The 14,463-nt window shown below is 58.4% G+C and carries 10 protein-coding genes; 5 read left to right on the forward strand and 5 right to left on the reverse strand.

The window, feature by feature from the left end; all coding sequences use genetic code 11:
- Positions 1 to 230 precede the first annotated feature (230 nt).
- Positions 231 to 770 (reverse strand): NADPH-dependent FMN reductase, encoded by a 540-nt coding sequence (locus tag IU397_RS15820; protein ID WP_204415610.1) that lies wholly within the window; start codon positions 768 to 770, stop codon positions 231 to 233.
- A 98-nt stretch (positions 771 to 868) separates the two neighbouring features.
- Here IU397_RS15820 and IU397_RS15825 point away from each other — a divergent pair, with 98 nt between their 5' ends.
- From IU397_RS15825 to IU397_RS15835, 3 genes are all read left to right on the forward strand, one after another.
- The gene (locus IU397_RS15825; protein ID WP_204415612.1) at positions 869 to 2,533 is read left to right on the forward strand and encodes a thiamine pyrophosphate-binding protein; all 1,665 of its coding nucleotides are present in this window, start codon (positions 869 to 871) and stop codon (positions 2,531 to 2,533) included.
- Positions 2,520 to 2,690 (forward strand): hypothetical protein, encoded by a 171-nt coding sequence (locus IU397_RS15830; RefSeq protein ID WP_204415614.1) that lies wholly within the window; start codon positions 2,520 to 2,522, stop codon positions 2,688 to 2,690. Before IU397_RS15825 ends, IU397_RS15830 begins: the two co-directional genes overlap by 14 nt.
- A 429-nt stretch (positions 2,691 to 3,119) precedes the next feature.
- Positions 3,120 to 10,352 (forward strand): cadherin-like domain-containing protein, encoded by a 7,233-nt coding sequence (locus IU397_RS15835; protein WP_204415616.1) that lies wholly within the window; start codon positions 3,120 to 3,122, stop codon positions 10,350 to 10,352.
- A gap of 121 nt (positions 10,353 to 10,473) precedes the next feature.
- On the opposite strand, the gene IU397_RS15840 is transcribed toward IU397_RS15835, so the two are convergent.
- The 4 genes from IU397_RS15840 to IU397_RS15855 form a co-directional block, all read right to left on the reverse strand.
- A complete protein-coding gene (locus IU397_RS15840) occupies positions 10,474 to 10,680 on the reverse strand; it encodes a hypothetical protein (protein ID WP_204415618.1) in 207 nt (68 codons plus the stop codon).
- 152 nt (positions 10,681 to 10,832) lie between these two features.
- Positions 10,833 to 11,180 (reverse strand): Lin0512 family protein, encoded by a 348-nt coding sequence (locus IU397_RS15845; protein ID WP_204415620.1) that lies wholly within the window; start codon positions 11,178 to 11,180, stop codon positions 10,833 to 10,835.
- A complete protein-coding gene (locus IU397_RS15850; RefSeq protein ID WP_204415621.1) occupies positions 11,177 to 11,515 on the reverse strand; it encodes a Lin0512 family protein in 339 nt (112 codons plus the stop codon). Before IU397_RS15850 ends, IU397_RS15845 begins: the two co-directional genes overlap by 4 nt.
- Before the next feature lie 183 nt (positions 11,516 to 11,698).
- Positions 11,699 to 12,832, reverse strand: coding sequence for a mandelate racemase/muconate lactonizing enzyme family protein (locus tag IU397_RS15855; RefSeq protein WP_204415623.1), 1,134 nt, complete (start codon positions 12,830 to 12,832; stop codon positions 11,699 to 11,701).
- A 41-nt stretch (positions 12,833 to 12,873) separates the two neighbouring features.
- Between IU397_RS15855 and IU397_RS15860 the strand changes: the two genes are divergently transcribed.
- Both IU397_RS15860 and IU397_RS15865 read left to right on the forward strand, forming a co-directional pair.
- Positions 12,874 to 13,677 (forward strand): NAD(P)-dependent oxidoreductase, encoded by an 804-nt coding sequence (locus IU397_RS15860; protein ID WP_239479850.1) that lies wholly within the window; start codon positions 12,874 to 12,876, stop codon positions 13,675 to 13,677.
- A complete protein-coding gene (locus IU397_RS15865; RefSeq protein ID WP_370541704.1) occupies positions 13,677 to 14,420 on the forward strand; it encodes a sulfite exporter TauE/SafE family protein in 744 nt (247 codons plus the stop codon). Before IU397_RS15860 ends, IU397_RS15865 begins: the two co-directional genes overlap by 1 nt.
- The last annotated feature ends 43 nt before the right edge of the window (positions 14,421 to 14,463 follow it).

Genomic DNA, 14,463 nt, shown 5'->3' on the forward strand with positions numbered 1-14,463 from the left:
TCCGCAAAGCCAGCCAGGGCTGCGATATGTGAGGTCTCCGCCCTGTCAGGCTTTGCTACCATCAGCGTTTTTGGTGACACTTCTGCTTTGCACGCCGGGTGACATTTCTACTTGGTTGCAACAAAAACGGGGCGGTATTCGATGACCGCTCCGTTATCGCATTTGCGCGCCGCTCAGGATCGTGCGGTCCTTCCCTCAAGACTTATCAACGGGTTGAAACCTCAAAGCTTTCACGTGCGTGCCGCTGCTTTGAGATCATCCATAAGTTCGCCCAGCAGTTTGACGTAAAGCGCGCCGGTGAGATTCCCGTCATCGTCGAATTCTTGAGAGGCCGCAGCCACCATGACCTCGGGCCCAGGCAGCAGATGTGGGCGAAACGGGTTCAAACAAAGCCGCAGCGCATATTGTGCCCGCGCGCCCCCGGCCCGGCCAGCAGCGGCAGACATGATGGCCACGGGTTTCCCGCGCCAGGGCGCACCCTCAACCCGGCTGATCCAGTCCAACCCGTTTTTCAACACGCCAGAGATCGATTGGTTATATTCGGGTGTCGCGATCACCACGGCATGGGCTTCTGCAATCTGCCGGGCCAGCGTTTGAACAGATTGCGGTATACCGTCTGCCCGTTCGGCATCGCCGTTGTACAGCGGCAGATCCAGCGACGCGGTGCTGAAATCCTCGTTCCCCCAGATGCGCCCGGCTTCCGACATCAGTTTGCGGTTAAACGAGTCCTGTCGCAGCGATCCGCACAATCCCAGCAGTTTCAATGACATGGTCTTCCTCTTACTTATGGTGCAACGTCGAGGTCTTACACAGCCATCGCTCGCGCGACCACCATGTTGCACCGATGGACCAATATAAAGGAAGAACCATGCCTTTGAGACATGGCGGACAGATCCTGGCCGATCAATTGGCACTCAGAGCGATCAAGCGCGTTTTTTCAGTGCCCGGAGAAAGCTTTTTGGCCGCGCTGGATGGGCTTTATGACAGCGGCATTCAGGTGGTGACGTGCCGGCAAGAGGGCGGGGCCGCCATGATGGCAGAAGCCCACGGCAAGCTGACCGGCCAGCCCGGTGTGCTGTTTGTGACGCGTGGCCCGGGCGCCAGCAATGCCAGTGCCGGTTTGCATGTGGCCCAGCACGATGGGACGCCGATGGTCGTTTTCGTTGGACAGATCGCAGCGGCACATCGCGACCGCGGTGCCTTTCAAGAGGTTAATTATTCTGAATTCTTTGGCGGCTTCGTCAAATGGGTGGCCGAGGTTGATCAAACCGACCGCCTGCCGGAATACATTGACCGCGCCTTTCGGGTTGCGATGTCGGGTCGACCGGGGCCGGTTGTCTTGGCGGTGCCGGAGGATATGCTGTCGGACAGTTGCGACGTACCGGACCGCAGACCGCAACCCTTGCCGTTATCGCCGGACCTTGGAGCCTTTGCCGAACAAGCACTGGCCCGACTGGCAGGGGCGAAACGCCCATTGGTGGTGGTCGGTGGGTCGCATTGGTCATCGGAAGATGCCGCGCGGCTTGAGGTCTTTGGATCACGGCACGCTCTTCCCATCGCGGTTCCGTTCCGTAGGCAGGATTACATCGACAATCGCGCCGCCTGTTATGTCGGGGATCTGGGGGTCGGGATGAACCCAAAATTGGGCCAGGCCTTGCGGGATGCCGATGTGGTACTGGCGTTGGGTACGCGGCTGGGCGATACGGCGACCAATGGCTATTCGCTGATGGATCCGCAGGATCATGGTAAAATCTTGATCCATGCCCATCCCGACGCAGCCGAGTTGGGGCGGGTCTATGCGACGCAACTTTCCGCTGTGGCCTCTGCCCCCGATGCGTTGCGCGCATTGATGGCGCAGCCCGAAAAACAACACGATGACAGTTGGTTACGCATGCTACGGAGCCATTACGAAAGCTGGCAAACTCCCCAGACCACACCCGGAGCCGTCAAGATGGAGCAGATCATCCGGGTTCTATCCGACACCCTCCCGCCGGACGCGATCATCACCAACGGGGCGGGTAATTATGCGGCATTTGTTCACCGGTATTTCAGGTTCAAGGGCTACGGAACGCAGGTCGCCCCGACCAGTGGATCCATGGGATATGGGTTGCCAGCAGCCATTGCTGCCAAGCTGGAAAATCCCGAAAAAACAGTTGTGTGTATGGCAGGTGACGGCTGTTTCCAAATGACGCTGAACGAGTTGTCGACGGCGATGCAGCATGACGCGTCGGTGATTGTCATCGTGGTGAACAACGGCAGATATGGCACCATTCGGATGCACCAGGAAAAGATCTATCCCGGGCGGGTCAGTGGCACGGATCTGGTCAATCCCAACTTTGTGGACTTGATCAAGTCTTATGGTGGGGATGGCTGCAAAGTGTTGAAAACAGAAGACTTCCGAGGTGCATTGCAGCAAGCCACACAATCGAACAAGCTGTCACTGATCGAATTGGTGACGGATGGTGAGGCGCTGTCGACCGGAGCCACATTGAGCGAAATCCGCCGCGCCGGAGAAGCCCGTGAACCCGCCTGAAAGCGGTGACACGCCGAATGCAGAAGCCATGCACAATCCATACATACGCTGCGCGCGTTGCATCATGCTTGGGCGCAACGGGCTGGAAATGGCGACTTTTCGCTTTGTCGTCATGTTCGGAAAAATAGGCTTGGATCGCGACAAGCCGCTGCGCTAAGCATCGACAAAATAGCGCATACACTAATGCGGAAGCAGTCGTAGTTAACGGTGGTGAACACCGTTTTATGCGCCTGGAGCAGACCTTCGAACGGTCTTACATCGCCTTCATAGTAGGCGATGTATCTACGTATACATGAAAAATTTATCTCTTAAATCTCAATGTCTTATGGGTATTTTTGGCGTTTCGGATTCGTGTGATTCGTCTCAAAAATCATGGTGCTGTTGTGGGGTAAAAAACAATCTTGGGGACAACTCCGTGATTGATGAAAGAGTTAACGACAATACCGCCTCATTTTGGCGGATTTATTTACCACCCGATGCATACGTTGTTACCTGAGGCCCGGAAATGCGGCGCTAAAGGAGTGCTGCACAGGGGGCATGTGATGGTGCTGGGGACCGTCACGTCGAACAACAAATGAGGGGCAATATGGCCAACATCATCGGTGAGACGAAGACCTGGCATAAAGTAACACTCAACTTTGAGGCACCACGGGATTTCAATGAAGAGCCAAGCACATTCCGGGATTATCGCTTGGATGTCACCTTTACTAATTCGGATACCGGCGAGGTCATCACGGTCCCCGGTTTCTTTGCGGCGGATGGCAATGCGGCCAACAGCAACGCTACCTCCGGAAATATCTGGAGTGCGAATTTCAATCCCCCGAGCGAGGGCAACTGGACTTACGAGGCGTCCTTCCGCACGGGCAAAGATGTTGCAGCCACCACTTACAAGGATGCACCAAACGCAGGAACGGCGGTTTCGTTCATCGATGGAGACTCTGGCACGATCAACGTCACACCGAGCGACAAGACCGGTGAGGACTTCCGGGCCAAGGGGATGATTGTCCAGGACGAAGGCACCCACTTTCTGCAACACCAGGGCGACGGCGACTATTTCGTGCGCGGTGGCCCTGGTGTCCCAGAAAACTTTTTGGCCAACAAAGACTTCGACAATACGGCCAATGGGCGGCACGACTATGCCACCCATGCGAAAGACTTTGACGGGGATGGCCCGACCTGGGATGGCGGCAAAGGCAAGGCCATCGTGGGTGCTGTCAATTATTTGGCCGAGCAGGGCCAGAACACGATCTACATGCTAACCAATACGTCGGGTGGCGACGGTCAGGACGTATCTCCCTGGACATTTGCGGCGCAGGACACGCCGAAATTCGACAAGGGGTTGAATGGCAATGAGATTGCGAAATTTTCAACCTATGACGTGTCGAAGCTGTCCCAGTGGGAGTTGCTGTTCGACCACATGGACAACAAAGGCATCTATAAAAATGTCCTGTTGCAAGAGACTGAGAATGACCAGCAGTTGGACCGCGGGACCAATGCCGATGGCACTTCGCTGAGCGTCGAGCGCATGGTGTATATGCGCGAAATGGCGGCTCGTTTTGGCCACAACAACGGTATTCAATGGAACCTTGGTGAGGAAAACACCAACACCAATGCCCAGCGCAAGGACATGGCGGAATACATGAAATCCGTGGACGGCTATGACCACCTGGTCACGATCCACAGTTTTCCGAACCAGATCGATCAGGTTTACAATCCGTTGCTGGGCGAGACCGACTTTGACGGCGCTTCTTTCCAGACCAACCGCAATTCGATCCGCGACCGGGTCGAGGAGTTTCGGGATAAGTCCGCTGCCAATGGCGACAAATGGGTTCTGACCTGGGATGAAGATGCCAGCGGTAACGGTAAGCTGGAAGCTGGAGACAGCAATTTTGATGCGCCCAATCAGCGGGGGCAGCGAGACGCCTTTTGGGGGACGCTGACGGCCGGTGGATCCGGTGGGAACTGGTATCTGAAGGACGACAACGCATTCTCGTTGGATCAGAACTATGACGATTTCACCCAGCACAAGGCGCTATGGACCTGGACTGCTGCTGCGACCAAGTTTTTTAATACCTATGTGCCGTTCTGGGACATGAGGCAGGCCGATGGTCTGACATCCGACAATGACGACTATGTCATGGCCAAGGATGGCGAATATTACGTGATCTATCTGCCCTATGGTGAGGCAGGTGACGTGAACCTGAACCTGAATGGTCAGGCGGGTGAGACGTTCGACGTCTTCTGGTACAACCCCCGCACCGGCGGCGACCTGATCCCGGACGGCTCGGTCAATGGTGGCGGCACCGTCCAAATCGGTGGTGCGCCCAATGATGGGGGCAAGGATTGGGTCCTGCTGGTGCGTAATCAGGATGCACCGGAATTTCCGGGTGGCCAGGTCATTACGCCGGACCCCGATCCACAACCGGACCCCGACCCTGCACCAGTGACACCACCCGATGCCACGGACGGGGCCTTCCAGGGCGAGAATGGCACCGTTGTGATGCAAGCCGAGCGCGCCCAGACGCAAGGCAGCTGGCGTGAAACCACCGTCGACGGCGAAACTGTTCTGCTGTGGGATGCGCCCTCCAGCAACTACGGCAAGGTCGATCCCAACGAAGCGCTGACCTATAATTTCGTGACTGACCAGGCGGGCACCTACCATATCGGTTTGCATTCCGGCCGCGTGAAATCGACCATGGGCCAGTCAGAGCTGTTTGAGGGCGGAAAGGCCCGCACGGATACCGGCAACGACGTCTATGTTGCGGTGATCGACGTGGAAACCGGCGAGACGATCCAGGAACCGACCAAGCTGTTTACCAATCTGGGCGGCAGTGACCAGGAGTTGCGGTTCGGCTCCACCTTTGACGCCCATGAAAAGAAATCACCTGCGACCGTGCAGTTGGAGGCCGGCAAGGAATACCGGTTGGAAATCATTGGCCGGTCCGATGGCTATGCGCTGGACATGATCACCCTGAACAAAGGGGGCGTGTTGCGGAATGCCGATGCGCCGGAATCGCCCGTTATCGGCAGCCAGCCGACGGACCCGACACCGATTGATCCGACGCCACCCGTCGACCCCAATCCGGGTTCGAACGACGCGCCCGAGGCGCGGGATGACACGGCATCCACCGGGCAGAACAAGACGATCCTGATCGATGTTCTGGCCAATGACCGGGATGGCGACGGGGATACGCTGACCCTGACGGATGTCAAATATGATGGCGACACCTCCATCGTATCGATCGTGGATGGCAAAGTGTCGGTCAATCCGCTGAAGGCGGCATCCGGTGCCCGGACCGAGGTGATTGAATACACCGTTTCTGACGGAAAAGGAGGCACCGATACGGCCATTCTGGAGGTCAATATTGGCGGAGGTGGGGCAGGCCAACCCGGGCCGACTCCCGATCCCGATCCTGTGCCGACCCCGCCCGCGAACAAAGCGCCGGATGCCAAGGATGACGTGGCCAAGACGGGTCAGAACCAGACCATCATGGTGGATGTGCTGGCCAATGACAGCGACCCCGAAGGTGGTGCGCTGGAACTGGTGGATGTGCGCTATGACGGAACGACCTCCCTGGTGTCCATTGAGGATGGTCAGATCAAGGTGAACCCGCTGCAGGCCTTCAGTGAGGCGCGGACGGAGACTATCACCTACACGGTCAAGGATGCGCAGGGTGCCCAAAGTACCGCGAATCTGGCGGTGGAGATCGGGGGCGGCGGCGCGCCTAACCCGACGCCTACGCCGCCTGCCAAGACCGGGCCCGATGCCAAGGATGACGCGGCGAGCACAGGCCAGAACCAGACCATCATGGTAGATGTGCTGGCCAATGATGCGGCCGGTGATGGCGGTGCGTTGACACTGACGGATGTCAAATATGATGGAAATACAGCTTTGGTTTCGATCGAGGATGGCCAGATCAAGGTCAATCCCCTGAACGCGGCCAAGAATGCCCGGACTGAGGTAATCGAATACACCGTGACCAATGCCGATGGCGATACGGACACGGCCACGCTGGAGGTTAAGGTCGGGGGTGGCGGATCGAACCCGAACCCTGCGCCCAATCCTGACCCATCCCCGGCGCCGACCGGAAACCTTGCGGCGGATTCCGCTCACATCATCTTCCACTTTGACGGCAACAATAACGACCCGGATGATATTGCTGCGCTGCCGGTGGCGGCATTGCTGGCCAAGGCTGGCGGCGTGGCCGACAAGACGACGTTCGCCTACGGCAATAACGTCGCCGAGAAGGGGTTCAGCGGCCGCTTTGATAAGCTGGACCAGGGGGCGCGTCTGGCCAACAAACTGGGGATCGACACGCTCAGCTACGAAGATGGGGCCGATAAGACCACCAATGCGCTGGTGAAGATCCTGAACTCGGGCCAGAAGGTTTTGATGATCGAAGGTGGGCCGATGGAAACCGCCTACCGTGCGATCGACAAGATGAACCCGGCCTATCACGATAACGTCACCCTGGTTTCGCATTCGGGGTGGAACGAAAACCGCGATGTCGTGAATGCGCCCGGAGTGATCCAGGCCCGCACATGGTCGGATCTGCAACGTGACTTCCCAAACCTGAACTTCATCGAAATCAATGACCAGAATGGGGGCACCAACAATACGAGCGGCTTCTACAACAAGAATTGGAACTGGATGGACCAGTCCAATGACCCGCTGGTCAAGGAAGCTCGCGATGCCATGGAACTGGCTGGCGGGAGCAAAGAAAACGATCCCTCGGATGCCGGCATGCTGTTCTACGCCCTGACCGGCAAGCAAAACGGAACGCCGCAGGATGCCAAGGCTTATCTGGACAAATACCTGGACAGCCCTGCGCCAACACCCACTCCGACGCCGGATCCGCAACCGAACCCCGGCACGGCGGGTACCTATCTGGGCGAAAACGGCACGGTCGTCTTGCAGGCTGAAAGTGCCGATGCGCAGGGCAACTGGCGGCAGACCAATGTCGATGGTAAATCTGTTCTGCTGTGGGACGCGCCATCAAGCAACTACGGCAAGGTCGATCCGAAAGAGACGTTGTCTTACAACTTCATCACCGATGAGGCAGGCACCTACCATATCGGACTGCATTCAGGTCGTGTGAAATCGACCATGGGCCAGTCGGAGTTGTTCGAGAACGGCAAGGCTCGGACAGACACGGGTAACGATGCCTATGTCGCGGTTATCGATGTTGAAACCGGCAAGACGGTCACGGGCCCAACCAAGTTGTTCACCGGCCTTGGTGGCAGCGACCGGGATCTGCGGTTCGGCAGCACGTTCGACAAGAACCACAACAAGTCGCCAGCCACCGTACAGTTGGAGGACGGCAAGGAGTACCGGTTGGAGATCACCGGCCGCTCTGATGGCTATGCGCTGGATATGATCACCCTCAACAAGGGCGGCGTCCTGCGCGATGCCAATGCGCCGACCTCAAAAACGGGGGCTGGTGATGTCTCGCCCGCGCCGGTTGACGGACCTGGCACTGGCACATCCGCGCCCGTGGCCGAAGATGACACCGCTGCGACCGGTCAGAACAAGACCATCATGGTGGATGTTCTAGCCAATGATAGTGATCCTGATGGGGGCACGCTGACCCTGATGGATGTCAAATACGACGGGAATACCGCGCTGGTGTCCATCGAAGGCGGCAAGATCAAGGTCAACCCGCTCAGCGCAGCCAAGAACGCCCGGACCGAGACCATTGAATATACGGTCACGGATGATGAGGGTGTGACCGATACCGCCACGCTGAAGGTAGCGGTTGGCGGGGGCAGTGCGGGAGCGCCCGCACCAACACCGGCGCCTGCGCCGACACCGCCTGTCAACAAGGCACCGGTTGCGAAGGACGACATCGCAAAGACGGGTCAGAACCAGACGATTAGCGTTGATGTTCTGGCGAATGACAGTGATCCGGACGGTGGCAAACTCAGCCTGACGGACGTGTCCTATGGCGGCAAAACCTCCCTCGTTTCCATCGAAGACGGTGAGATCAAGGTCAATCCGCTGAGTGCCGCCAGAAACGCCCGGACCGAAACGATCAGCTACACGATCGAGGACGAGAAAGGCGCAACCGATACCGGCACTCTGAAGGTTGAGATTGGCGGCGGTGCCTCAAACGGTGGGGGTGCGCCTTCGCCAAACCCAAGCCCGGCACCCGCGCCCAATCCCGCCCCTGCCGGGGACGTGTCTCTGGCCGAGGTTCGAGAGGCTGGTGTCAGCTCCCGGGCCATCGATTACGTCTACAACAAGATCGACGGCAACATTAAGGACGCAGTTCTCAAAAGCGACGGCTGGAACAACACGATCAAGGCGTTGAACAGCTCCGAAAAAGCGCCTGGTGATGCCATCGTGATCAGCGATAGCAGCCAAGCGTCGCTGAAACAGATCGAGAATGGCGATGGCAAGACGTTCCTGCTGAAGGGCGACCTTGATTTCGGCCGGACCATCGATGTGCCCAGCAACGTTAAGATCTATGTCGATGGCGAGATAACCCTGAACGGGACCAACAACAAACGGGATGGTTTGGGCCAACAAAAGGAACAGTCGGTCTTCCTAGTGGAAGGTGAGGAGAATGTTGAACTGATCGGCATCGATAATGCGCTGCTGAAAAGCAACTTCTACGCCAATGGTGTGCATATCCAGAACTCGGACAATGTTCGCGTCAGCGGGTTCGAGATCTCGCATGTGGATCAAGGGATCACTGCTTATACCGGATCCAACAACGTAGAGATCACGAACAACTACATCCACGATACTGCGTTCCGCGGGGTCTGGACGCTGTGGTCCAATAACGTGAAAGTCGCCCATAACATGATCGAAGCGGCGGGTTTTGACGCGATCGATTTTGATGCAAGCACCTACGACTCAGCTGCGTTCGAGAACGTTTTCCTTGGCTGGCAGCGCTGGGCGCTGTTCACCGAGGAGGGGGCGCAGCGCAATGACATCGTGAAGAACGTGGCCGTCATGGCGGACTTTGATACCAGTTCACCCCACGGGCCCGATCCAAAGGCCCTTTATACCATGGGCTTTACCGCCAAGGGTGACATGGGATGGTATCCAAGCCCGAACAAGAAGATCACGGCAGACACGTATTTCATAGAGAACGATATGTGGAAGCCGTCGAACTATACCAAGAAGCAGTCGGGCGGGGATTATTTTGCCAACCGTGCGCCTGAGGATATTGGGAAGACGTACTTTTGGGATAACGGCGGCAATGTCGGGTATGCCAAAGACGGCAAGCGGGACAAACCTGACTGGCAGGAGGACCCTGACGACCTGTGGCACAATGCCGAGCTTGATCTGAGCGGGACTAAGGGCAAGGACAAGATCGCCGCGTTGGAGAAGCAGTTCCCGGTGTATTCTTCCCAGAAATCGGTCGTGGCCGAGGATGATCCTACGCTGGTCGCGGATCCTGATCCGATATTGATTGCCGAACCCGAAACCTCCGCCTTTGATGTGTTCCTGGTGGATGCGGTGCGGGACTTGCGCCTGGGCGAGATCGCGGATGGCGATGTTATCAATACAAGCGGCCTGGATCTGAACGACCTCTCGCTTGAGATCGTGTCCGAAGATGGCACGGCCGAAAGTGTTCGGATCGATCTGGATGGCGCGGTTCAGCTGGAAAACTTTGAGCCATACGCCGCGTTCGGCGACACTCGCGGCGATTTCAAAGAGGGCGCGATTTCGAACGGTGACCATACGCTCAAGCTGGCATCCTACGCCGCAGACAAGGCTGCGGGCAAAATGCTGGATGAAGAGGAAGTGACGTTCACCTTCTCCGCCACGGGCGGGACCAGCCTGATCGATACAGACGTGCTGGGCTGATCGCCACACGTGGTGTCCCGGGTCACCGGGTGCTGAAAAAGCCGGGCCGTTGGGTCCGGCTTTTTCATGTCGCTGATGGTCTGATCGCTATGGCCAAACATGTACCGGGCTGGGCCGATGGTCACGTCTTCAAAAATTCCGCGTCCAGGATGTTATCATGTCCGACCCATTGACAGGGCCGATCTTCTTTCAGATGTTTGGGCGGCAAAACGAGGAAAATTTCAGAAAGACCGGCTGCGACCTTGTAGGCAAAGTAACCGGGCCGCAAAAAGGTCGGAGTTAGTTTCATCACTACTCCGGTATAGGGATCATCCTCATCATCCGGCATTGCAGTGTTCCAGATGAAACAGACGCCTGTCGTCTGGCTCTCGTAGACGCCCTGGAAAGGCGGATTGGTGTTCACATTATAATGCGGCCGATCAGCGTCTATGCAGAAATGCCATCCTTTTCGGGATAGATGCAGATCACAGCGCATCGGTTCTACTGGCTCTGAGGGGGCAGAAACGCCTCGATTGCGGCGCTGGCCACCACCGTGACATTGCCGGTATTCGGATTGGTGATGTAGAGGCCGCCCTTGACCGCGCGCACAGTTGCCTTGCCGCGGGGCAGTGTTGCGGTCAGCGTCGGGATATCGACGCTGTCGGGGTCGGGTATGCCGATGGTCACCTGCAGGCGCATCTCATCGTGACTGATGCCAAGGCTTTCAAAAAGCGGGATCGAGGAATGACGCATCGCATCCTCGATGGCGCGGGTTGCGGCTTTGGTCTGATCCTGACCGTAAAGGTCATTGCCCATGCCCATTTCGATGATGAAACGTTGGTCGGTCATCGGGCAATCTCCAAGGCCACATGGATCGCCACATTGGCCATAACAGTCGGGTTGCCATCGGGGCGTGGGATATCCAGCCCGCCATGGACCACGTCAAATCTGATCTGGCCGTAGGGAAAGATGTCGGTCAGCTTGTCCGTCTGGACCTGATCCGGCTGCTGGACCCCGATCTGGACGGTGATCTGCATCGCCTCCTTCGGTTGGCCGAACAGTTCTGCGAGGTTGATCGAATTGTGCCACAGCGCGTCCTGAATGCCGCGCCGGGCAGCCTGGGTATAATCTTGCCGACGGAGGGATGACCCCATCCCGAATTCCGTGATTAATCTTGTGGGCATGGTCCCTCCTTGGTCGAGGGAACCGTCGCAGCGTCGGATCGAAAAGAAAAGGGTCCAAGGTCCTCGCCAGCCCCGGTTGGCTCATCGCATCAACTCGACTGTATGGTCGATGGCGCTGGCAAAAATCTGGGTGTCAGAAGACATGTCGATGCTGTTCAAAAGCGCGCGGGACAGAATAGCGTTTTATGGCGTGGGGCTGTACTGGTCGAGGGCTGCGCGATCAATCTCGATCCCCAAGCCAGGGGCGTCTGGGATTTGGACGGCGCCGTTTTTGTGGTCAAGCGGCTTGGTCAGGATAGCTTGGCGAAAGGGCATATCCGTGCGGTCGAATTCCAGGATCGGGTCGCGGGCCTCGGGCCGGGGCGGATCGGGAAGTTGGGCGGCCATCCATTGCAGTGATGCCGCGATCTGTACGCCGGTGCCCCAGACATGGGGGACGAGGCGTGTGCCCGCCAAGGTGGCCTGGTCGGCGACGCGCCGCATCTCGGTGAAGCCGCCCACGCCGCAAAGATCGGGTTGCAGGATGTCGACGGCGCGAGCGTCGAGGGCCTGCTGCATCGCCCAACGCCCGTGCCAGGTTTCGCCGCCGGCAACGGGTATCGGCTGGCCTGCACGGACATCCTGGTAGGCGGTAAGGTTTTCGGGGATCACCGGCTCCTCGAACCAGGCGATGTCATAGGGTGCGGCGGCTTGGCCTAGCGCGATGGCCTCTCCCGTATCGTAGCCATGATTGGCGTCGATCATCAGCGCCATGTCAGGGCCGATTGCATCGCGGACGGCGGCGATCACGCGCAGATCTTCGGCCACGTCGAAACCGATTTTGATTTTGACAGCGTCGAAGCCTTGGGCGCGGTAATCGGCGACTTCTGCCGCGATATCTTCGACTCGGTCCACGCCGTCGCGGCGGAAGGATCCGGTGGCATAGGCGCGGACGCTATCCCGAACGCGGCCGCCCAGCAGAGTTGCGACTGGCATACCGAAATGTTTGCCCTTGATGTCCCAAAGCGCCACGTCGATCCCGGAAAGCGCCGTTATGGCGAGGCCGCGCATCCCCTGGTCGCGCAACAGGTTGTAGGCCTGTAGCCAAAGGGGTTCGGTCCGCAGGGGATCGGCGCCGAGGAAGACCGGTTTGTAGTGGTTGATCACGGCGGCGTTGAGGGCAGGCGGGCCGAGACATTCACCCCAGCCGGTGGTGCCGTCTTCGCAGGTGACCTCCACCAGCAGGTGGCGGCGGTGGTCGAACCTGGCGGAGGCGCTCTCAAACGCGGTGTCGAGCTTGTGTTCCAGAATATGGGTTTGGATGGCGGCAATTTTCATGGGTGCAGGTTTGGCGATGGTACGTCCGGCGTCAATGGTCCATGATCCTGCTAAAACGGGGGCGCGGTATGGAACGGTTGCTGATCACAGGGGCTGCGGGTGGCATGGGGCGACTGGTGCGGCCCCGGCTGGCAGGGCTGGCCCGGATATTGCGGCTGTCGGATGTGACGGAATTGGAGGCCGGGCCGGGCGAGGAATTTGTGGCCTGCGACCTGGCAGATGGTGCCGCTGTGCGGGAGCTGGTCGCGGGTTGCAACGGGGTTGTGCATCTGGGCGGGATCTCGGTCGAGGGGCCGTTTGACCCGATCCGGGAGGCCAACATCACAGGCGTTTACAACCTGTATGAGGCCGTGCGGGCGAATCCGTGCCGGGTGCTGTTTGCCAGTTCGAACCATGTTGTCGGCTATTATCGGCAGGATCAACGGTTAAAAGGCTATGAACCCACCTTGCCTGACAGCCTTTATGGTGTGTCCAAGGTGTTTGGTGAGCAGATGGCGCTGCTGTACTGGCAGAAATTCGGGATCGAGACGGCGCGGGTGCGGATCGGGTCGTGCGAGGACGAACCGTCGGATGTGCGGCGGCTGGCGACCTGGCTGAGCCCGGATGATTTTGCGCGGCTGGTGGAACGGGTATTTGCCGTGCCGCGGCTGGGATGCCCGGTGGTGTGGGGCGTGTCGCAGACCAGTACGGGATGGTGGGACAATAGCGATGCAGGGTATCTGGGGTGGGAGCCGCAGGACAGTGTCGAGCCATTTCGCAACCGGTTCGAGGCCCCCCATGATCCGGATGATCCGTTGGTGAAATGGCAAGGCGGAGCCTTTATCCGCGAACCGATTTACAAATAGTGGATCCGGTCACCTTCTCTGTGTTTGTGGCGGTGACCTTTGTGTTGGCGGGGGCCGTCAAAGGGTTAACGGGTCTGGGCCTGCCCATGGCGGCGATCGGGGTGATGACGTTCTTCCTGGACCCACGGACGGCCATCGCGCTGGTGCTGTTCCCGATGTTGATGACCAATGTCTGGCAGGTTTGGCGTATGGGGCAGGTCTGGGCAGCATTGAAGCGGTACAAGCTGTTTGCCGGCGCGCTGGTGGTTTGCGTTTGGGTGACGACTGTCCTGACGGTCAATGTCAGCGATGGCGTGATCCAGGGGAGTTTGGGCGTGGTGCTGGTGGTGTTTGCCGGGGTCAGCATGCGGTTTCAGATCCCGCGGCTGCCGGACCGGTGGGACGCAACTGCGCAACTGATCATGGGTGGAGCGTCGGGTGTTTTGGGTGGCCTCACATCCATTTGGGCACCGACCATGGCGACCTACCTGCATGCGCGACACGTTGAAAAAGATGAGTTCGTCCGTGCCACTGGCTTGCTGATCCTGCTGGGCAGCCTGCCTCTGATCGCTGGATATACGCGAGCGGGGTTTCTGACGGGGCCATTGGCAGGCTATTCGCTGGTATTGTTGGTGCCATCGCTGATTGGGTTCACCCTGGGGGAGTGGTTGCGGGCCAGGATCTCCCCTGAGCGATTTCGCTTAATACTACTTTATGTTTTTGTGATTGTTGGGCTGAACCTGATCCGTCGTGCCTTGTTCTGACCAAAGAACCGGGCATAGGGTTGGGCCAAATTGGGAGGCGTGC

The organism is Actibacterium sp. 188UL27-1, from assembly GCF_016901225.1.
Lineage (GTDB): Bacteria > Pseudomonadota > Alphaproteobacteria > Rhodobacterales > Rhodobacteraceae > 188UL27-1.